The 19,171-nt window shown below is 65.9% G+C and carries 19 protein-coding genes; 14 read left to right on the top strand and 5 right to left on the bottom strand.

Annotation, left to right across the window (positions count from 1 at the left end; translation table 11 throughout):
• The first annotated feature begins 140 nt into the window (after positions 1–140).
• Genes hyfB through K2U94_RS16520 form a run of 6 tightly spaced genes read left to right on the top strand, consistent with a single transcriptional unit; the run spans position 141 to position 7,255 of the window.
• Positions 141–2,144, top strand: coding sequence for a hydrogenase 4 subunit B (gene hyfB / locus K2U94_RS16545; protein ID WP_243068259.1), 2,004 nt, complete (start codon positions 141–143; stop codon positions 2,142–2,144).
• 4 nt (positions 2,145–2,148) lie between these two features.
• Positions 2,149–3,105: a respiratory chain complex I subunit 1 family protein gene (locus K2U94_RS16540; protein WP_243068258.1), complete on the top strand. Its 957-nt coding sequence runs from the start codon at positions 2,149–2,151 to the stop codon at positions 3,103–3,105.
• 1 nt (position 3,106) lies between these two features.
• Positions 3,107–3,769 carry a hydrogenase-4 component E gene (locus K2U94_RS16535; RefSeq protein ID WP_243068257.1) on the top strand — a complete coding sequence of 221 codons (663 nt, stop codon included), beginning with the start codon at positions 3,107–3,109 and terminating at the stop codon, positions 3,767–3,769.
• Positions 3,766–5,214, top strand: a complete 1,449-nt coding sequence (locus K2U94_RS16530; RefSeq protein ID WP_243068256.1) for a hydrogenase 4 subunit F — start codon at positions 3,766–3,768, stop codon at positions 5,212–5,214. Before K2U94_RS16535 ends, K2U94_RS16530 begins: the two co-directional genes overlap by 4 nt.
• 49 nt (positions 5,215–5,263) lie before the next feature.
• Positions 5,264–6,730, top strand: coding sequence for a hydrogenase large subunit (locus K2U94_RS16525; RefSeq protein WP_243068901.1), 1,467 nt, complete (start codon positions 5,264–5,266; stop codon positions 6,728–6,730).
• A 9-nt stretch (positions 6,731–6,739) separates the two neighbouring features.
• The gene (locus K2U94_RS16520; protein ID WP_243068255.1) at positions 6,740–7,255 is read left to right on the top strand and encodes an NADH-quinone oxidoreductase subunit B family protein; all 516 of its coding nucleotides are present in this window, start codon (positions 6,740–6,742) and stop codon (positions 7,253–7,255) included.
• A gap of 209 nt (positions 7,256–7,464) precedes the next feature.
• Here K2U94_RS16520 and K2U94_RS16515 read toward each other — a convergent pair whose 3' ends face one another.
• From K2U94_RS16515 to K2U94_RS16505, 3 genes are all read right to left on the bottom strand, one after another.
• Positions 7,465–7,911, bottom strand: a complete 447-nt coding sequence (locus tag K2U94_RS16515) for a DUF6481 family protein (RefSeq protein WP_243068254.1) — start codon at positions 7,909–7,911, stop codon at positions 7,465–7,467.
• A gap of 416 nt (positions 7,912–8,327) precedes the next feature.
• On the bottom strand, positions 8,328–8,774 hold the full coding sequence (trxA, locus tag K2U94_RS16510) for a thioredoxin (protein WP_243068253.1): 447 nt from the start codon (positions 8,772–8,774) through the stop codon (positions 8,328–8,330).
• Positions 8,775–8,873: 99 nt separating this feature from the next.
• Positions 8,874–9,116, bottom strand: a complete 243-nt coding sequence (locus tag K2U94_RS16505; protein ID WP_243068252.1) for a hypothetical protein — start codon at positions 9,114–9,116, stop codon at positions 8,874–8,876.
• Positions 9,117–9,268: 152 nt separating this feature from the next.
• On the opposite strand from K2U94_RS16505, the gene K2U94_RS16500 reads away from it, so the two are divergent.
• The 3 genes from K2U94_RS16500 to K2U94_RS16490 are packed head-to-tail and all read left to right on the top strand — an operon-like array spanning position 9,269 to position 10,700.
• A complete protein-coding gene (locus K2U94_RS16500; RefSeq protein WP_243068251.1) occupies positions 9,269–9,700 on the top strand; it encodes a CoA-binding protein in 432 nt (143 codons plus the stop codon).
• A gap of 56 nt (positions 9,701–9,756) precedes the next feature.
• Positions 9,757–10,266, top strand: coding sequence for a type II RES/Xre toxin-antitoxin system antitoxin (gene parS, locus K2U94_RS16495; protein ID WP_243068250.1), 510 nt, complete (start codon positions 9,757–9,759; stop codon positions 10,264–10,266).
• Positions 10,266–10,700, top strand: a complete 435-nt coding sequence (locus tag K2U94_RS16490) for an RES family NAD+ phosphorylase (RefSeq protein ID WP_243068249.1) — start codon at positions 10,266–10,268, stop codon at positions 10,698–10,700. The genes parS and K2U94_RS16490 overlap by 1 nt, the downstream gene beginning before the upstream one ends.
• Positions 10,701–10,721: 21 nt before the next feature.
• Here the strand turns inward: K2U94_RS16490 and K2U94_RS16485 are convergent, their stop codons facing one another.
• Entirely contained in the window at positions 10,722–14,141 is a 3,420-nt protein-coding gene (locus K2U94_RS16485; protein WP_243068248.1) for an acyl-[ACP]--phospholipid O-acyltransferase, read from the bottom strand.
• A gap of 208 nt (positions 14,142–14,349) precedes the next feature.
• Between K2U94_RS16485 and K2U94_RS16480 the strand changes: the two genes are divergently transcribed.
• The 4 genes from K2U94_RS16480 (at position 14,350) to K2U94_RS16465 (ending at position 17,312) form a co-directional block, all read left to right on the top strand.
• Positions 14,350–15,039 carry an SDR family NAD(P)-dependent oxidoreductase gene (locus K2U94_RS16480; RefSeq protein ID WP_243068247.1) on the top strand — a complete coding sequence of 230 codons (690 nt, stop codon included), beginning with the start codon at positions 14,350–14,352 and terminating at the stop codon, positions 15,037–15,039.
• Between the two features lie 236 nt (positions 15,040–15,275).
• The gene (locus K2U94_RS16475; RefSeq protein ID WP_243068246.1) at positions 15,276–15,719 is read left to right on the top strand and encodes a type II toxin-antitoxin system RatA family toxin; all 444 of its coding nucleotides are present in this window, start codon (positions 15,276–15,278) and stop codon (positions 15,717–15,719) included.
• Positions 15,716–16,603, top strand: coding sequence for a 1,4-dihydroxy-2-naphthoate polyprenyltransferase (locus K2U94_RS16470; RefSeq protein ID WP_243068245.1), 888 nt, complete (start codon positions 15,716–15,718; stop codon positions 16,601–16,603). The genes K2U94_RS16475 and K2U94_RS16470 overlap by 4 nt, the downstream gene beginning before the upstream one ends.
• A 64-nt stretch (positions 16,604–16,667) precedes the next feature.
• Positions 16,668–17,312, top strand: coding sequence for a hypothetical protein (locus tag K2U94_RS16465; protein WP_243068244.1), 645 nt, complete (start codon positions 16,668–16,670; stop codon positions 17,310–17,312).
• A gap of 9 nt (positions 17,313–17,321) precedes the next feature.
• Here the strand turns inward: K2U94_RS16465 and K2U94_RS16460 are convergent, their stop codons facing one another.
• Complete coding sequence (locus tag K2U94_RS16460; RefSeq protein WP_243068243.1) at positions 17,322–18,740, bottom strand: hypothetical protein; 1,419 nt, start codon at positions 18,738–18,740, stop codon at positions 17,322–17,324.
• A gap of 200 nt (positions 18,741–18,940) precedes the next feature.
• Here K2U94_RS16460 and K2U94_RS16455 point away from each other — a divergent pair, with 200 nt between their 5' ends.
• The gene (locus K2U94_RS16455; RefSeq protein ID WP_243068242.1) at positions 18,941–19,144 is read left to right on the top strand and encodes a hypothetical protein; all 204 of its coding nucleotides are present in this window, start codon (positions 18,941–18,943) and stop codon (positions 19,142–19,144) included.
• Positions 19,145–19,171: the final 27 nt, after the last annotated feature.

Genomic DNA, 19,171 nt, shown 5'->3' with positions numbered 1-19,171 from the left:
TTTCAACTTATCATATTGACCGAAAAAATATAGGGCGTAGGCTGCAAAGATTGGTGATTTACCATCAACACTGATGGTTGAAACATGACTATGAATGGTCCTGATATGAGACCAGCGCTCGCGCGGCGGCGAGGCCGCGGGTGACTCTCGTTCTTTGCCTGGTCGGCGCCGCGGCGCTTGTCGCGCTCGGTGCGTTCGCGCTTTTGCGCGCGCGCTGGATGTCCTCCTTCGTCTATGGCGGCGCCTTGCTGGTCTGCGGCGCGATGTTCGTCGCCTCGGTTCAAAACCTGTTCGCTGCGGCGCCGGCCGAGGCGCTGACCCTGCCGCTCGGCCTGCCCTGGCTCGGCGCCCATTTCCGCATCGACGCTTTGTCGGCCTTTTTTCTCGCCATCGTCAATTTCGGCGCGGCGGGCGCGAGCTTTTACGCTTTGGGCTATGGCCGGCACGAATCGGCGCCGGGCCGCGTTCTGCCCTTCTTCCCGCTTTTCCTCGCCGCGATGAATCTCGTCGTCCTCGCCGACGACGCCTATGCCTTCCTCCTGTCGTGGGAGTTGATGTCGCTCGCCTCCTGGGCTCTGGTCATGGCCCATCATCGTGAAGGCGACAACGCCCGCGCCGGCTATGTCTATATTCTGATGGCGACGCTTGGGACCTTCGCGCTCCTGCTCGCCTTCGGCCTGCTCGGCGGCGCCGACGGCGATTTCGGTTTCGGCGCGATGCGCGGCCATTCGCCCGGCGCAGGGGTCGCGGGCGTCGTTCTGGCGCTGGCCTTGATGGGCGCCGGCTCGAAGGCCGGCCTGAGCCCGCTCCATCTCTGGCTGCCTCTCGCCCATCCCGCCGCGCCGAGCCATGTCTCCGCGCTGATGAGCGGCGTCATGACCAAGGTCGCGATCTACGCCTTCCTGCGCATCGTCTTCGACCTGATCGGCCCGGCCGCCTGGTGGTGGGGCGTTCCTGTCATGGCGGTGGGCGCCGCAACCGCCGTCGTGGGGGTGCTGTTCGCGCTGCTCCATAACGATCTCAAGCGTGTGCTGGCCTATAGCACGATCGAGAATATCGGCGTGGTCTTTGTCGCGCTCGGCCTGGCGCTGGCCTTCGAGACCGAGGGCAACGGCCCGGCCGCCGCTTTGGCGATGACCGCCGCCTTGTTCCATGTCCTCAACCATTCCCTGTTCAAGAGCCTGCTCTTCTTCGGCTCGGGCGCGGTGCTGACGGCGACGTCCGAGCGCGACATGGGCCGTCTCGGCGGCCTCCTGAACCTCATGCCTGCGACCGGCCTCTTCATGCTGGTCGGCGCCGCGGCGATCTCGGCCCTGCCGCCCCTCAACGGTTTCGCTTCGGAATGGCTGATCTTTCAGGCCATTCTCCTCAGCCCTTCGCTACCGTCCTGGTCGCTCAAGCTGGAAATTCCGGCGGTCGGCGCGCTTCTGGCGCTGGCCGCCGCCCTGGCGGGCGCCTGTTTCGTGCGGCTTTTTGGCGTCAGCTTTCTCGGCCGGCCGCGCAGCGAAGCGGCGCGCGCGGCAAAAGAGGTCGATCGTTTTTCTCTCGGCGCCATGGGCGCGCTCGCGGCGCTCTGTCTGGCCGCGGGCGTCCTGCCGGGGAGCGTCATGGACGCGCTCGGCCCGATCGTCGAAAAACTGGTCGGCGCGCGGATGACGACGCAAGCGGGTCTCGGCTGGTTCGCCATCGCGCCGATCGCCGAAAGCCGTAGCTCCTATGACGGCATGCTCGTTTTCCTGTTCATCGCCAGTTCGGCGCTGCTCGCGGCGGTCGTGATCCACCGCGTCGCCTCGAACGCCACGCGAATCGCGCCGGCCTGGGACTGCGGCTTTCCAGACCCCGACCCGGCGACGCAATATACGCCGGAGAGTTTCGCCCAGCCGGTGCGGAGGGTCTTCGCCGGCTTCGTCTTCCGGACGCGCGAAAAGGTCGATATGCCGGCGCCGGGCGAACTTCGTCCCGCCCGCTTCGAGCTTTCCGTGCAGGATCTGGTGTGGGACGCGCTCTATCGCCCGGTCGCACGCGGCGTTCTGGCTGTGGCGGACGCGCTGAACAAATTGCAGTTCCTGACCATAAGGCAATATCTCAGCCTGGTTTTCGCGGCTCTGGTGCTGCTGTTGCTCGTCCTTGCGGTCTGGACGTGACGCCATGACGCTGCTCGTCCACCTTGCCGTCCAGATCGTCCAGATGCTCGTCGTGCTGCTCGCGGCGCCGCTGCTGACCGGCCTTGTTCGCAAGGTCAAGGCGCGGCTGTTGCGCCGGCGCGGCCCGCCGCTGCTCCAGCCCTATCGCGATCTCGTCAAGCTCGTAAAAAAAGAGACCATTGTGGCGAAGAGCGCGTCCTGGCTGTTCCGCGTCATTCCCTATCTCGTCTTCGCGGCGACCTGGGTCGCGGCGGCTCTGGTCCCGACCTTCGCGACCGGCCTGCTGTTCAGCTGGTCGGCCGATCTGATCGCGATCACCGCCCTGCTCGGCAGCGCCCGCTTCTTCCTGGCGCTCGCCGGCATGGATGTCGGCACGAGTTTCGGCGGCATCGGCTCCAGCCGGGAAATGATGTTCGCGACGCTCGCCGAGCCGGCGATGCTCATGGTCGTCTTTTCCCTTGCCTTGATCGCCGGCTCGACCCAGCTTTCCACTGTCGCCGCTTTCATGCTGTCGCCGGCGGTGGGCGTGCGCGTTTCCCTCGGGCTCGCCATGATCGGGCTGGTGATCGTGGCGCTTGCCGAAAATGCGCGCATACCGGTGGACAATCCAGCGACCCATCTCGAATTGACCATGGTGCATGAGGCGATGGTGCTGGAATATTCCGGCCGCCATCTCGCGATGATCGAGCTTTCCGCGCAGCTCAAACTGCTTCTCTATGTCTCGCTGATCGCCTGCATTTTCGTTCCCTTCGGCCTCGCGCCGACCGGGGCCGCGCCGGGCGCCCTGCTCCTCGGCGCGGCCGCCTATCTCGCCAAGCTCGCCGGCGCCGGCGCGCTGCTGGCCCTGTTCGAAACCTCGGTCGCCAAGATGCGGGTGTTCCGCGTGCCGGACTTCATCGGCGTCGCGCTGATGCTCGGCCTGCTCGCCACCTTGCTGCGCTTCGTGTCGCGGGAGATGTGACATGAATCGCCTCGCCTTCGACATCGCCCATCTGCTCGCCGGCGGCCTGGTCCTGACCAGCTTCATGCTGCTCTATCAGGACCGGCTCTATGCTCTCCTGAACGTCTTCGCGCTTCAGGCGCTGACTTTGGCGCTGGCGGTCGGCTGGCAGGCTCATATTCAGCACGCGCCGCACCTCTACATCACGGCCGCGATCGCGGTGTTCTTCAAGGCGCTGGTCATCCCCGTGGCGCTGCATCGCATGGTGGCGCGGCTCGGCGTCCATCGCGAGGTCGAAACCGTGGTCAGCCTCGTCCCGACCATGCTGGCCGGAATCGGTCTCGTCGCTCTGTCGATGGTGGTCATGCTGCGCGTCACCCACGGCGCCGATCCTTTGGCGCGCGAGGATCTCGCCTTCGCGCTTTCCGTGATCCTGCTCGGCCTCTTGATGATGGTGACGCGCAGCAACGCCGTCAGCCAGGTGGTCGGCTTCATGTCGCTCGAAAACGGTCTGATCCTTGCCGCCGCAGGGGCCAAGGGCATGCCCCTGGTGGTGGAGATCAGCGTCGCCTTCTCGGTCCTGATCGCGCTGATCGTCATCGGCATCTTCCTGTTCCGCATCCGCGAGCGCTTCGACACCGTCGATCTCCAGGCGCTCGACGATTTCAGGGGCGAACGCCGATGAGCGCGCTGGTCTCCCATAATCTTCAGGCCATCCTGTTCCTGCCGCTGCTGTCGGCGGCGGTGCTCGCGGCCGTGAAGTCCTATCGCGCTTCGGCGCGGCTCAATATTTTGTCGTCCTTCCTGACCTTCGTCGCGGCCCTGTCGCTGCTGGTCGCGCGTCCGCCCACCGGACGCTATCTTCTGGTGGACGATCTCAACATCGTCTTCATCGTCCTGAACACTTTCGTCGCCTTCACCACCAGCGCCTTCAGCGCCAGCTACATCGCCCATGAGCTGAGCGCCCATCGTCTCACGCGGACCCATCTGCGCTTCTATCACGCCATGTACCAACTGCTGCTCGGGGCGATGAATCTGGCGCTGATCGCCAATAACATCGGCCTGATGTGGGTCGCGATCGAGGTCGCGACGCTCACCACCGTGGTCATGGTCGGCATCTACCGCACGCCGGCGGCGCTGGAGGCGGCGTGGAAATATTTCATTCTCGGCAGCGTCGGCATTGCGCTCGCTTTGTTCGGCACGATCCTGATCTATATGGCGGCGCGGCCGGTGGTCGGCGAAGGCCTCAACGGCATGGTATGGACCGTGCTGATCGCCCATGTCGCGCGTTTCGACCCGGCGCTGCTCAATCTCGCCTTCGTCTTCCTGCTGCTGGGCTATGGAACCAAGGTGGGCCTCGCGCCGCTCCACGCCTGGCTGCCCGACGCCCACGCCGAGGGGCCGACGCCGATTTCGGCCGTGCTGTCCGGCCTGCTGCTCAATGTCGCGCTCTATGCCGTGCTGCGCTTCAAGCTCTTGATGTCGGCCAATCCGGGCGCGATCGCGCCGGGGCCGCTGATGATGACGCTCGGCCTGCTGTCGCTGGTCTTCGCCGCCTTCATGCTGTACCGGCGCGGGGACATCAAGCGTCTGTTCGCTTATTCCTCGATCGAACATATGGGCATCATCGTCTTCGCCTTCGGCATGGGCGGGGCCCTGGCCAATTTCGCCGGCCTTCTGCATATGGCGATGCACAGCCTGACCAAATCGGCGATCTTTTTCGCGGTCGGCCAGGTCTCGCAGGTCAAGGGAACCCAGCAGATCGCCGAAATCCGCGGCCTCACCGCAAGCCATCCTTTCCTGGGGTGGGCGCTCGTCGTCGGCGTCATCGCCATTGTTGGCATGCCGCCGGCCGGCGTGTTCATGAGCGAGTTTCTGATCGTCACTTCCACCGTGGCGCAGGCGCCTGCGCTGGCGGCGCTGGTCGTGTTCGGGCTCGTCGTCGCCTTCGGCGCGCTCATGCTGAGGCTGCACGGCTTGGCCTTCGGCGAGCCGACGGGCTCGCTGCAGCCGGTCAAGGCGACCTCTTTGCCAATGATCCTTCATCTCGCGCCGGTGCTGGTCGCCGGCGTCTATCTGCCGCCGCCGCTGGTCGCCTGGTTCCAGCATGTCGCGGCCTCGCTGCATTGATCGGGGAGGCGCGTTGGCCGTGACGGAGTCCTTCGACCAACTGCCGCCGATGGCAAATCATCGGCCCTGGCCCCGGCGCGCGGTCGATGCCGGCCAGTGGTCGGCGCTCGTCGCCAGTCTTGCCGCGGGCGAGCGGACTTTGCTCGGGTTATGGGGCGACGCGGATTGCGTCCATATGGCGCTGCTCGGCGAAAAAGGCAGGGACGTCGCTGTGGCCAGCTTCTCCTGCGCGCAAGGCTGCTTCCCCTCGGTCGCGGCGCGCCACCCCCCGGCCATGCGCTTCGAGCGCGCGATTCACGACCTGTTCGGCTATGAGCCGATCGACGCGCCCGACGAGCGGCCCTGGCTCGACCATGGCCGCTGGCCGGTCCGCGCGCCCCTCGGCGACAGGCAGCCGCCGGCGCCCGAACCGCCGCCCTATCCCTTCCTGACGAGCGTCGGCGAGGGGCTGCACCAGATTCCGGTCGGCCCGGTCCATGCCGGAATCATCGAGCCGGGCCATTTCCGCTTCACCGCCAATGGCGAGACCGTGGTGCGGCTGGAGGAGCGGCTCGGCTATGTCCACAAGGGCATCGAGGGACTGATGACCGGCGCGCCCATCGCCCGAGCGGCCAAACTTGCCGGACGCTGCTCGGGCGACAGCACCGTGGCCTACGCCATCGCTTTCGCCCGCGCCGTCGAGGCGGCCTTGGCGGTCGAAATCCCCGAAAGGGCGGTCTGGCTTCGGGCGCTGATGGCGGAATTGGAGCGCGTCGCCAATCATCTCGGCGACATCGGCGCGATCTGCAACGACGCCGCTTTCGCCTTGATGCTCGCCCATTGCTCGGCCCTGCGCGAAAAAGTCTTGCGCGCGAGCGCCGCCTGTTTCGGCCATCGCCTGATGATGGACGCGGTCGTCCCCGGCGGCGTCGCCGTCGATCTCGACGCCCGGGCGCCGCACATCCTGCGGTCCCTGGTCGGCCGCATCCGGGCGGTCTTTCCCCGCCTGGTCGAGCTTTATGACAATACCGCCTCGCTTCAGGACCGCACCGTGGCGACCGGCCGCCTCGATTCGGCTTTGGCGCAAAAATTCGGCTGCGGCGGTTTTGTCGGCCGCGCCTCGGGACGGTCTTTCGACGCCCGCCGCGATCTTGCCTATCCGCCCTACGACCGGCTCGAATTCGAGGTTCCGGTGCTGGCGGAGGGCGATGTCAACGCCCGTGTCTGGGTCAGAATCAGGGAAGTCGAACAGAGCTTGCGGCTGATCGAGCAGATTCTCGTCCGCCTGCCGGCCGGAGAGGTCATGGCCGCGACAGGCGAAGGCTCCGGCGAGGGGATCGCGCTGGTCGAAGGCTTTCGCGGCGACATCCTCGCCTGGGTGCGGCTTGGCGGCGGATTGGTCGAGCGCTGCCACCTGCGCGACCCGTCCTGGCTGCAATGGCCGGTGCTCGAAGCGGCGATCGAGGGCAATATCGTCGCCGACTTCCCGCTCTGCAACAAATCCTTCAACTGCTCCTATTCGGGGCATGATCTTTGAGGCGCCCTCATGCGGCGGATTTTATTCGATAGCCTGCTGAAAGGCCCGCTGACCGAGCCGGCGCCTTCGGGCGACGATCCCGAATTGCTTGCGCTTGGCCGCGAGCTGAAAACCGCGCTCGACGCCTGGTTCGGCGGCAGCCTGGCGATCCGCATGGTGGACGCGGGCTCGTGCAACGGCTGCGAACTGGAAATCCACGCCCTCAACAATCCTTTTTACGACCTGGAGCGCTTTGGGCTGAAATTCGTCGCCTCGCCGCGCCATGCCGATATGCTGCTGGTCACCGGGCCGGTGACGCGCAACATGCGCGAGGCGCTGGAGCGAACTTTTGACGCGACGCCCTCGCCGAAATGGGTGGTCGCCGCGGGCGACTGCGCCCGCGACGGCGGCGTTTTCGCCGGGAGCTACGCCGTCGCCGGCGGGGTTGGGGTGGTTGTGCCGGTCGATCTGCACATTCCCGGCTGCCCGCCGACGCCGCTGCAACTCGTCAAGGGCCTGCTGGCGCTGACGGGAAAAGCGCGCTAGCGGTTGAAATCTGACGATTGGTTCCCGTTCGCGAACGTCCCGGAACGGCGGAGTCCGGTGTCGAAGGTCTGGTTCGAGACGGAGAACGGACCGAGACGCGACGGCAGGGTTGCGCCAAGCGGCTCTGACCAGGCCCGGCTCCGCCGCCTGTCCAGAACCGCCGTTTCATTCAGATCGACGATGTGAGCCAAGGCCAAAAATTGCGCCGGTCAGCGATACCGCCGCTGTTCGGACTTGGATTCCGCCTTGCGCCCTTTGCGCGCCGCATAGCGGGCGTCGCGCTCGGCTCTCTTTTCGATTTCAAGCAGGGCTTTGGCCTGAATCGCTGCTTCCGCCTCAAGCTGAAGTCGCGCCGCTTCGGCGATGCTGTCCGCCTCTCGCGCCTCTTCCTCGGCTTTCAAACGAGCCTGCAGCGCCGCATGTTCTTCGGCTTCCTGACGGGCCCGCTCTTCAGCCTCGGCGCGCAAACGGGCGTCCCGTTCGGCGGCCCGCGCCTCGCGCGCCGCGACGATTTCCCGGCGCTGCGCGTCGCGCTCGATCACTGCGGGATCGTCGGCGGCAGGCCGCGCCTTGAATTTTTCCAGCAAGGCTTTTTTTGCCTCAGCCGTGGATTTCTGTCTGTCCTGAAAGCTCGCGCCTTTGAAAAAAGCCGGCATCCTTATCCTGTTCTGTAGGAGATTTGGAATGTGACGTGTATGCCTCGCAGGAGGGGGCGTCAAATTTTTCCGTGTCATCGACCATCAAGAAGGGCCGCTCATGAGCGCCGGCCAGACATTGCCGAGCGGGATGACGACCTTCCGGAATTGGCGTGTCCAGCGGTCGTGACCGTCGATACCTTTGGAGTTCCGTTTGCCGCCGTTGGAGCTGGCGACGATCCTAAGCGCGACCGGCCGCCTTGGGTCCCGATCGCCGGTTCATTTCGGCATCGGAACGTCCGCTGAATGTGCGACAGCCGCCGTCGGGACCTTCATGTCGTAAGACCGCTTCGAGCGGAACATCGCGCGCCAACGGCTCCGGCCTTCGGCCGGTCCTATGAAAAGCTCCGCGACGCGTCCTCTCGACCCGCTTGCCCTCAGGCGCGGGCGCCGTGGCTCATCGCCCAGCGGATGATGTTGTTGGCGTCGGTGGCGCCGGCCTGGCGGGCGACTTCCTGGCCGTTGGCGATCATGACCATGGTCGGAATGCTGCGGATGTTGAAACGGGCCGCCGTCTGCTGAAGCTTTTCGGTATCGACTTTGATGAAGCGGGCGGAAGCGTCCATTTTTTTGGCGGCTGCCGCGAATTGCGGCGCCATCATTTTGCACGGCCCGCACCAGGCGGCCCAGAAATCGACGATGACCGGCAGATTGGTGCGCGCGACATGGCGTTCGAAATCGGCGTCGTCCCTGGCTTCGATCGCGCCGGGAAACAGGGCCGAGCCGCAGGCGCCGCAATCGGGCCGCAAGCCGGCGCCGAGCTTTTCCCTGCTGGCGCGATTGACCTTGCCGCAATGCGGGCACACCACGAAAATCTCGTCCACCTTTCGCCTCCATCGCCTGAGCGCGGCCCGAACGCCAGCCGCGCTCAGGTCATATATTCATGGATGGCGATCCGTTCCATAGGACCGAAGCGGCGGGCGTCAGGAATGGAGATTGTTCGGAGCCTCCTCGTTCGGACCGGAGAGGCTCTGCTTGATTTCGCGGCAGTCGCGATCCGCCTGGTCGAAATCGAGCGAGGCCCGGACCAGATCGGCAAGCGGCGCGCCATTGCGCTTGAGCCATTCGGCCCGCGCGGCGTGGCGGCCGAGGTCTTCGGCGCATTTTCTGGCCTTGTGCTGCAAAAGCGCGGTTTTTCTGGACTGGAAGTCGATAATCTCACACATGATGGTTTGTCCTCAGTGGTTCATCCTCGGCGAGCTTCCCAATTCCATTGTGCGGCGCAGCAAAATTGGCGCCAGTTTTCTCGGCGCCATCTGATTGGCCAATTGTCGGAAGTCGTCCAAAATGTCGCCGCCCCTCGCGACCGGAGCCTGAAATGTCCGAACTCGTCTATGCCAACGAGGAGATCGCCCGGATCCTGCGCGAATCGCGCATCATCGCCTTGGTCGGCGCGAGCCGGAACCCGTTGCGCCCCAGCCACGAGGTCATGGCCTATCTCCAGCGCCGGGGCTATCGGGTCATCCCCGTCAATCCCGGCCTCGCGGGCCAGACGCTGCTCGGCGAAACAGTGCGCGCGCGCCTTTCCGAGATCGACGAGCCGGTGGATCTGGTGGATATTTTCCGCCGCTCCGAAGCCGTTCCGCCCATCGTGGACGAAGCCATCGCCAAGGGTGCGAAATTTGTCTGGATGCAGATCGGCGTCCGCCACGACGCCGCGGCGGCCAAGGCCGAGGCCGCCGGCCTGGCGGTGATCATGAACCGCTGCCCGGCGATCGAAATTCCGCGACTGGGGTTGCCACGGATTTGATTGGACACTTTGGCCATATGCACATATAAATAGTGCATATGGCACATAGGCGCAGCATGAACACGATTCACAAGGCCGCCGAACTGCTTGGCTTGAACATAAGTCAGGCGATGGGCGATCAGGAGACCAGAATTTTAGAAGGCCTCGTTCGCAACGGACCCGAAATCACATCGTCCACGCTCCGTGTCACACATTTGCCGCCTCGCGTTCGGCTGCTGGACAAGATCCGGGAGGGTTTTCCTGTCGGAGCCGTCCAGCACATCGTCGACAGCGGCCGCCTGAATCTGAGCGAGGTCGATCAGGTCGTGTTGCCTCGCAAGACGCTGGCGAACAGAAGAAAGGTCGGCGCCCTCACCGCCGATCAATCGGATCGCCTGTTGCGCGTGGCGCGCGTCATCGCCGCCGCGGAAGAGGTGTTCGGAAATGCCGAGAAGGCGCATGTCTGGCTGCGACGCCCGACCACCGCGCTCGACGGAGAGCCGCCGCTCGATCTGCTCGACACCGAGGAGGGGGCGCGGGAGGTCGAGACTCTTCTGACCCGCATCGCCCACGGCATAGCCGCCTGATGCTGGTTGGATGGAGGATTTGCCGGCGACCTCATGCCGATCTCGCCGGCGCGGGCGCGCGTCTCGTCGGCGGTCGCTGGAACAATCCTGGCCGGCCCATGCTCTATATGGCGGCAACGCCGGAATTGGCCGCCCTCGAAGTGCGCGTCCATCTCGACCTGCCGCCCGAACTGATTCCGGACGACTATGTGCTCATGAGCGTCGATCTCGATGGCTTGACCATCGAGGAGGTTCCTGACCTGCCGGCCGATCCGGCGGAATTCGGCGACCGATGGCTTGCCGGGCGGCGGACGCCGATATTGCGCGTCCCGTCCTTCATCGTCCCGGAATCCAGCAACCTTCTGGTCAATCCGCTCCATCCCGACGGCGGCGGCCGCATGCGGACGGTCCGGGATTTCTCCTTCGATCGCCGGCTTTGGCTGCCTCTGCGGTAAGCCGACGGCCGCGCGCAAGCTCTATGCTGCGGCGCTGCCGTCCGATGAATTGGCGCGGTCGTCCCGGGTCTCCGCGACAATCCTGGCCAAAGCAGGATAATCGATCTTGCCCGAGCCGAGCAGGGGCAGTCTGTCCATCACCAAAATCCTGGCCGGGAACATCAACTCCGAGGCGCCGCGCGCCTTGGCGAAGGCCATGAAATCGGCTCGGGTTGCGCCCGCCTGTTCCGTGCAAAGCACGATCCGCTCGCCCTTGCGCGGATCCGGCAAAGCGACCGCCGCGACCTTGGCGTCCGGCCAGCACATGGACGCGAGATTTTCCACCGCCGCGAGCGAAATCATCTCGCCGCCGACCTTGGCGAAGCGCTTGGCGCGGCCCTTGATCGCGATGAAATTCTGCTTGTCGATCGCGACAATGTCGCCGGTGTCGTGCCAGCCGTCCGGCGGCGGCTCCAGCACGCCGGGATTTTCCGCGCGCAGATAGCCCATCATGACATTGGGGCCGCGCACATGGAGCCGGGCGCCCTCCTCGATGCCTTCGATCTTTTCGAGCCGCGCCGTCATGCCGGGGCAAAGCATGCCGACCGCGCCGAAACGGTTGAACATCGGCGTGTTGAGGGCGAGGACCGGAGAGGTTTCGGTGACGCCATAGCCTTCGAGAACGCGCAGGCCGAATTTTTCGGCGTAAAGCCTGCGGGTCGATTCCTTCACCGCCTCGGCGCCGGCGATGATGTAACGCAGCGAGCGCATGTCATAAGGGTGGGCGGTGCGCGCATAGCCGTTGAGAAGCGTGTCGGTGCCGAACAATATCGTGGCGTTGCTGTCGTAGATCAGTTCGGGAATCACGCGGTAATGGAGCGGCGAGGGATAGAGAAAGATCGGCACGCCGGAAACGAGCGGCAGGACGAAACCGCCCGTCAGCCCGAAGGAATGGAAGATCGGCAGCACATTGAACAGACGGTCGCTGCGGCCGAAATCGATGCGCGCGGCGACCTGCGCGACATTGGACAGGATATTGTGGTGGGAGAGGACGACGCCTTTGGGCGCGCCCTCCGAGCCCGAGGTGAACAGGATCACCGCGCGATCCTCCGCTTTCGCTTTGGCGAGCGGCGCGCGGCAGTTGAGAAAAGCGCGGGCCTTGTCGAAGCTCGAAATTTTTTCGCGCAAATCCTCCAGATAGAAAAAGGCGACGCTTTCGCCGAGGCGCTCGACCAGGGCCTGTAGCTTGGCCTTTTCAATGAAGGCGCGCGAGGTGACGATGGTTTTGACCTCGGACGCCGCGCAGGCCGCGGCGATATTGGCCGGGCCCGCGGTGAAATTGATCATCGCCGGCGGGCGGTTGGCCGAGAGCAGGCCGAGGAAGGCGGCGCCGGCCCCATTGGCGTTGGGCAGCATCAGGCCGAGCGGCTGGCCTTCCGGGGCAAGGCGTGAAAATTCCTTTCCCAGGAGGCGGGCGCCGATCAGCAGTTTTCGGTAGGACAAAGCCGGCGAGGTCGGGTCCTCCAGCGTCACGCGCCCCATGCCGTGTCTGCGCGCGGCCTTGGCGACGGCGGCGAAAATCGTCTGGTCGCAATCGGCGGTGCGGAAGAACAGATCGGACATGATTTGATAGAGCGCCGCGCCCGCCGCCTGCCGCCGCGCCTTGCCGCGCAGATTGTCGTCGATTTTGAGATCGACCGGCTCAAGGATCGTCACCTTCACCTTGCTGAAGAAGCGGCGCGGGGCGAGCTGGCGCGAAAGCGCCGAAAACATGGTGGCTTCGAGCCCCTCGATGCGCGCCGGGACGATTTTCCGGCCGGATTTTTCCGCGATCATTCCCGCGCCGTCATAGACCTTCATCAAAGTGCCGGTGACGGTGAGGCGCCCTTCGGGGAAAATGATCAGGGTCTCGCCATTGCGCACCGCATGGATCATGCGGCGCGTCGCCATCGGGCTCGTTGGATCGAGCGGCAGAGCGCGAACGAAGCGCAGGAAGGGTTTGACCCACCAGCGCCGGGCGATGCCGGAATCGATGGCGAAGATCGGATCGTGGTCGAGCAGCGACAAGGCCAGCGCCGCGTCGAGGAAGCTGACATGATTGAGCGCGATGATCGCATTGGGCCCCGCCTTGGCGATATTGTCGCGGCCCTTCACCTCCAGCCGATAGAAGGCGCGGAACAGGATCGACAGGAAATCGCGCATCGGATTGGTCGGCAGGCGGGCGAACATCCACAATGCGCTGACCAATGCGACGCCGGCCATGAGGGCGAAAACGCCGTCGAGGCCGAGGCCTTTCGCCTGAAGCGCGGCCGTCGCCAGCGTCCCGACGACCATGAAGGCGGCGTTGAGCACATTGATGGCGGCGACGATACGGGCGCGCCGCTCAATCGGCGCCCAGGCCTGGGCGGCGGCGAAACTCGGCACCGCCAGCACGCCGCCGGCCATGGCCATCATGGCGAGATCGAAGCCGACGCGCCATGCGGCGGGATGTGTGAAAAATTCGGCCACGGCAAGCTGCGTCGTCGCCGGCGGCATGGAATGGAGGGCCAGAGCCAGCTCCGCCGAGAAAAAGCCGAGGACCAGAGTCGCGATCGGGGCGGGCAGCAGCACGATGCGGCCGCTGCAGAAAAAGGCGCCCAAGCCCGAGCCGATCGCGACCGAAACCGCGAAGACGCTGAGATAGAGGCTCACCACCATTTCCTCGCCGCCCATGCGCAATTTGATCAGCGGCGGCAGGACGGAAAGGACGATGGCCCCGAACATCCAGAACAGGCTGACCATGACGCCGGCGCGCCACAGCCTCTTGTCGCCCCAGAGGTCGAGGAGAAGGTTTTTGGTCGAGCGGAAAATATTGGCGTCGATTTTCAGGTTTGGCGCCTCGCCGCCGGTAGGCGGGATGAAGCGGCTGGCGCCGTAGCAGGCGAGCGCGACCGCCAGCATGAAGCCCGAGATTTTCGAAGGATCGCCGCCGTTGCGGGAGGCGAGGCCGCCGACGATCGTGCCGAGCAGAATGGCGATGAAGGTCGCGCCCTCGATCAGGGCGTTGCCGGCGGGCAGCTCCGACTTTTCCAGATGATCCGGCAGGATGCCATATTTGATCGGGCCGAACAGGGTGGAAATGATTCCAAACAGCGCCAGCGCGACAAGGAGAATGGGCACGGAAGCATAAAAGAAGCCGGTAACGGCGACGAAAGCGGCGAAAATTTCGGCGAGTTTCAACCGCCGCGCGATCATCGCCTTGTCGTAGCGGTCGGCCATTTCGCCGCCGAGGCCCGACAGGATGAAGAAGGGCAGGATGAAGATCGCCCCGGCCAATGTAATCAGGGATTCCGCGCCAGGCCCCGACAATTGGTACATGATGAGAAAAATGAGCGCGTTTTTCAGGAAATTGTCGTTAAAGGCGGAAAGAAATTGCGTCCAGAACAGGGGCGCGAAACGTTTCTGGGACAGAAGCGCGAACATTGGAAACTCCGAAAGATTTGCGCAATTAGACCCACAGGCCGGTAAAAAAAACAATTCGAACGGCGCAATTGGCCGTCCGACAAAGATATTTCTAATAAATTCAATAGGATAAAAAATAAACGCCGGCATCGTTCGCGGCCGCGCTCGGGTCTTGCCAAGACGCCTGGACGCGGCCAATCTTGAGCTCGAACGGGAGGCGGGAAGCGCCATGGACAAGAGAATCATTGTTGTCACCGGCGCCTTCGGCGCCCTTGGCCGGGCGGTCGTCAGGCGCGCTTTGGACAAGGGGGCTTTTGTCGCGCAGGTGGACGTCGGCGAAGCCGCCTCCGGCGCGCCGCAGGCCGAGGAGCGGAGCTTGAGCCTTGCGGGCATCGATCTCGCCGACGCGCAAGCGGCGCGCGACGCCTTTGCCCGCATCAACGCGCATTTCGGCGGCATCGACGCGCTGCTCAATGTCGCCGGCGGATTCGTCTGGCAAACCGTCGCGGAGGGCGACCTCGCCGCCTGGGACCGCATGTTCGCGCTGAACCTGCGCACGGCGGCTTCCGCCTGCATGGCGGCGCTGCCCTTCCTCGAAAAGAGCGGCGCGGGCTCGATCGTCAATGTCGGCGCGCTCGGCGCGGTCAAGGCGGGCGCCGGCATGGGCGCCTATGCCGCCTCCAAGGCGGGCGTCGCCAAATTGACGGAAAGTCTCGCCGAGGAACTCAAGGGCAAGGTGACGGTCAACGCCGTCCTGCCCTCGATCATCGACACGCCCGCCAATCGCGCCGCCATGCCGGACGCGGATTTCAGCAAATGGGTAAGCCCCGATGATTTGGCCGAGGCCATGCTGTTCCTCGCCTCGACACATTCGCGCGCCATCACCGGCGCCCTGCTGCCGGTGACCGGAGGGGTGTGAGAGAGGAAGCGCCGCCTTCCCCTTCCTCAAACCGTGCAAAAATTCGCTCGGCTTTTGTTTGCGATTTGCCATTTCGCGGCGGCTGACAGGGCCGCGAGCAGGAGACGAAGCGCTGCGCGGACATACTTGAGGTCCTCAAGGCGGGCGGCGCGAAGACAATATCAATTCTCCCTGAGTCCGGCTTGCGTTCAAGTCAATTTCGGTCGAAATGCGGCCAGGCTGAGGGAGGGGTGAGGGTGCGGCGAAAGTTCGAAGTCTTCTTTCCGCACCATGGGCCGGAGGCCCTGTTCGCCCTGGTCGATGACATCGAAGCCTATCCCGCTTTCGTTCCCGCCTGCCTCGGGACGCGGGTGCTGGCGCGCGAAGGCGCCTGGCGGCGGGTGCGGAATGTCTTCGGTCTTGGCCGGCTCCGCATCGCCTTCGTCAGCGAAGCCCGCGCCGATCCGCCGCGCGAACTGGTGATCGAATCCTGCGACGGGCCGCTGCGCGCCTTGCGCCTGCGCTGGCTGTTCGAGCCGCGGGGCGAGGGCTGCCTGCTGACCTGCGACATTCTGCTCGAATTCGCCTCCGGCCTGTTCAACGCCTTGGCGGTTCTCGCGGCGCCCGAATTCGAGCGCAAGATCGTCGCGGCCTTCGAGCGGCGCGCCGCCGGCCTGCCGAAGGGGAGGGCGCCGGCATGAGCGGCGCGCCGAAATTTTCCGTCTGGCTCGCGGCGATGCGGCCGCGCACCCTGTCCATGGCTTTGGCGCCGGTTTTCGTCGGCGGCTGTCTGGCGCAAGGCCTCGTCGGCCGGGCCGACCTTCCGCCGATTCTCGTCGCCGCCTTTTCCGCCGTCTGCATCCAGATCGCGACCAATCTTTTCAACGACGCCCGCGACTTCGAGCGCGGCGGCGACGGGGCGGACCGTCTCGGGCCGAAGCGCGCCGCCGCCAGCGGCTTGCTGACGCCGCATGAGATCAAGCGCGCCGCTTATGGCTTTTTCGCTCTGGCCGCGCTCGGCGGATTTTATCTCGTCGCCGTGGGCGGGTGGCCCATCCTGGTTCTCGGCCTGCTCTCGATCCTTTCGGGCTGGGCCTATACCGGCGGCCCGGCGCCGATCTCCTACACGCCGCTTGGCGAGCTTTTCGTGATCGTCTTTTTCGGGCTTGGCGCGGTCGGCGGAACCTTTTGGCTCGCGGCTGACGCGCTCGCGCCGGCGCCTTTGATCGCCGGCCTCGCGCTCGGCTTGTTCGCGGCGGGCGTGCTCATGGTCAACAATTATCGCGACGCCGCCGCCGACGCCAGGGTCGGGCGGCGGACGCTCGCCATCCTCGCCGGGCAGCGTGTCTCGCGCGCTCTATTCGCGGCGATGACGCTCGCGCCTTTTCTGCTGGCGGGCGTGCTGACCGCGCTGGCGCCGCAACGCGCGCTCTGGCTCGCGCTCGGCGCGCTGCCGATGGCCTGGGCGCAGGTCCGCCAGCTTTACGCCGAGCCGGCGGGACCGGGGCTGAACGCGCTGCTCGCGCGCACGGCGCAAACCCAGGCGCTTTATGCGCTCCTGCTGGGGATCGGGGCGCTGGTTTAGGACGCTCGCTTTTCAATGGCGTGGCGGCGGCCCTATAGTGCCGCGGGTTTCACTGGAGACGCCGATGTCCGCAAGCGATGCGCTGTTCCGGCTCGTCTGGGCCGCCGCGCTTTGGTTCGCCGGGCTTTCGCTCGCCGGGCTTGGCGCCGCAGCGGCGCAGGACGGCCCTTTTTCCTATTATTCCGGCGCCTTCCGCGGCCCCGGCTACTTCATGTCGGACGACGGCGCGCGCAAAAACCTGTCCTGCCGCGCGACCGGCGAGACGGCGGGCGACGGGCGCGTCCTGTCGCAGAACATCGCCTGCGATTCGAATAACTACAAATTCGACATCCGCGCCCAGATCGTCGCCGACGGCGCCCAGACGCGCGGCCAATGGCGCGAGGCGACGCGCGGCGCCTCGGGCCCGGTCTCGGGACACATCGCCGGCCAGCTTTTCACCGGCGCGAGCGAGGCCAAGGGCTTTGCTGGACGTTTCAAATTTCACGCCGGCCCGCGCAAGCTGATCTTCACCTTCTGGCCCGACGGCGGCAAGCCGGCGCGAGTCCATGCCTCGCTCGTCCGGCAGCAATCCGGCGCCGCGCAGCCGCCAGTCGCCGCGCAGCCGCCAGTCTCCGCGCAGCCGCCCTTGGCGCGCGAAAAGCCGCGCCAGCCGCCGCGCCGGAAGCGACATCGGCACAGGACCACGGACGGGCTGATTCTGCTGAATTAGCAGCGCGGGTCAGAGGCCGTCCTGCGCGAGTTCGCTCCACCGTGCGAAGGTCTCGTGCAGGTCGTCGGCGAGCGGCCGGAAGGCCTCGGCAAAGCTTTCGCCTGCGGCGAGCCGTTCGGCGACGTCATTGACCTGCGGCGCGCCCAGAGCCAGGCGGAGGGCGTCGCGGCTCCCGATCGCGACCGGGGCGCCCAGATGAATCGGGCGACCGCGCGCGGCGCGCCGCCCAGGACGGGCCGCCGGTTCGGCGAGGGCGCGGCGCAGATTTGCGGCCCTGATCGCCCGGCCGCGTTCATCGAAGGTCAGGATCGGCAAAATCGTCGGCGCGCCATCGCCCGGATGGCGGAAATCCGTGGCCTTCAGCAAGGGCGCGGCGGCGAGATGACGATGGGTTTCGCGCAGGAACGCGCTCGCGATCGCCGCGCGCATATCGGGCGCGATGGCGAAAAGCGCTTCGAGTTCGGCCAGCGCGCTTTCCCAGCGCAGCCCCAGGCGCGGGTCGGCCAAAGCGGCGAAGGCGCCGCGGCGGCGCTCGCGCAAAATCGGCGGCCAGTCGAGCGCCGCCGATTGAAAGGCGAGCGCGCCGGGCAGGTCGAACGGCCCGATTCTTTCGATCAGCGCGCCGGGCAGCAGCACGGCGGCGGCGCCACAGGGGCCGCCGGCGAAGGTCGAGCCCGAAAGCAGCACGGCGCGGCCGGCGTCGAGGTCGGCGGCGATGGTTTCGCGCCCGGCGCGCATCTGGCGGGCGTCGATCAGCACGGTCAGCCGCCCGGGATGGTCCTGTTCGAGCGCGGCGACGGCCGCGCGCGACGGCGCGGAAAGCCCCGTTTCCGAACAATCCGTCACATGGAGCGCCACGTCCGCGCCTTTCGCGATTGCTTCGGCGACCTGCCGCGCCACCCGCGAGTCAATGTCGTCGGCCGGCAGCGCCAGGCCGTAACGGTCGCGCAGCGCGAAAGTCTCAGCTGGCTGGCCGGCGCCTTCGGGCCGCTCGGGCGGGGCGGCGACATGGACGATTGGACGGTCCGACGCGGCGCGGGCGAGCGCGGCGAACAGCATTTCGCCTTCGTGGACAGAGGCGGCGAGCACGGCCTCGCAGTTCCGCGCGCCGAACAGGCCGGCAAGGCGGCGGCGCAATTCATCGAGCCAATGGGGCAGGGGGCGGCTGGCTTCGCCGCCGAAAACGCCGGCATAGGTTTCGCGCGCCGCCCGATGCGCCCGGGCCGAAAGCGCGACCGCATCGCAGGAGGAAAACCAGATTTCGCCCGTCGCCCAGCGCGGGCCGGCGGACGCCTCGCCCAGTCTTTCGTCGGGTCCGAACAGGAAGAGGTCGAGAACGGCGCCAGAAGCGGCGCGGCCTGCGTGGACCGGCGTCGCCACGTGCGCCGGAACGGACGCAAAGGGAAAAATCTGAAACGGTTTGTTCACGAAATTCCACCCGGCGCGGCGGCGGCCCGAACTTCTTTCTAGCGCGGAGGCGCTTAAATTTGGTTAATTTTGTCTATCTTTCGCTTTCGGCACGCGCCGCGCGCGCGTGACATAGGAACGTCGGGCGACATCGCTTATAATCGGCAAGCCTGCGTCCTGAGCTCGCCGGCGGCGAACGTTCGTCGAATGGGAGGAAGCCGATGCGCTACATTCTTGCCGCGATCATTCTTTGCGCGCTCGTCCCGCTCGGCGCGACCGCCGCCTCGGCGAAAAGCTCCCATGCGAGCGCCAAGGTCAAGCGGGAAGCGAGCGCGCACACGGCCCGGAAAGGCCGCCCGGCCGCCAGCCGCCACGGCCGCGGTCTCGGCGGCATCCACCCGCTGGTCGGAAGCGGCGATTATTGAACCTTATTGTCGCGCATTCGGCGCAAC

Origin of the sequence: Candidatus Rhodoblastus alkanivorans, from assembly GCF_022760755.1 — a bacterium.
Taxonomy (GTDB): domain Bacteria; phylum Pseudomonadota; class Alphaproteobacteria; order Rhizobiales; family Beijerinckiaceae; genus Rhodoblastus; species Rhodoblastus alkanivorans.
Note: the sequence above shows the minus strand (reverse complement) of the source record. Positions and strands in the feature narration are given on the sequence as shown.

Coding starts and splice junctions, on each gene's coding strand:
- K2U94_RS16540 (WP_243068258.1), top strand. CDS start 2,149: ATGACGCTGCTCGTCCACCTTGCCGTCCAGATCGTCCAGATGCTCGTC.
- K2U94_RS16535 (WP_243068257.1), top strand. CDS start 3,107: ATGAATCGCCTCGCCTTCGACATCGCCCATCTGCTCGCCGGCGGCCTG.
- K2U94_RS16530 (WP_243068256.1), top strand. CDS start 3,766: ATGAGCGCGCTGGTCTCCCATAATCTTCAGGCCATCCTGTTCCTGCCG.
- K2U94_RS16525 (WP_243068901.1), top strand. CDS start 5,264: ATGGCAAATCATCGGCCCTGGCCCCGGCGCGCGGTCGATGCCGGCCAG.
- K2U94_RS16520 (WP_243068255.1), top strand. CDS start 6,740: ATGCGGCGGATTTTATTCGATAGCCTGCTGAAAGGCCCGCTGACCGAG.
- K2U94_RS16515 (WP_243068254.1), bottom strand. CDS start 7,911: ATGCCGGCTTTTTTCAAAGGCGCGAGCTTTCAGGACAGACAGAAATCC.
- K2U94_RS16505 (WP_243068252.1), bottom strand. CDS start 9,116: ATGTGTGAGATTATCGACTTCCAGTCCAGAAAAACCGCGCTTTTGCAG.
- K2U94_RS16500 (WP_243068251.1), top strand. CDS start 9,269: ATGTCCGAACTCGTCTATGCCAACGAGGAGATCGCCCGGATCCTGCGC.
- parS (WP_243068250.1), top strand. CDS start 9,757: ATGAACACGATTCACAAGGCCGCCGAACTGCTTGGCTTGAACATAAGT.
- K2U94_RS16490 (WP_243068249.1), top strand. CDS start 10,266: ATGCTGGTTGGATGGAGGATTTGCCGGCGACCTCATGCCGATCTCGCC.
- K2U94_RS16485 (WP_243068248.1), bottom strand. CDS start 14,141: ATGTTCGCGCTTCTGTCCCAGAAACGTTTCGCGCCCCTGTTCTGGACG.
- K2U94_RS16480 (WP_243068247.1), top strand. CDS start 14,350: ATGGACAAGAGAATCATTGTTGTCACCGGCGCCTTCGGCGCCCTTGGC.
- K2U94_RS16470 (WP_243068245.1), top strand. CDS start 15,716: ATGAGCGGCGCGCCGAAATTTTCCGTCTGGCTCGCGGCGATGCGGCCG.
- K2U94_RS16465 (WP_243068244.1), top strand. CDS start 16,668: ATGTCCGCAAGCGATGCGCTGTTCCGGCTCGTCTGGGCCGCCGCGCTT.
- K2U94_RS16455 (WP_243068242.1), top strand. CDS start 18,941: ATGCGCTACATTCTTGCCGCGATCATTCTTTGCGCGCTCGTCCCGCTC.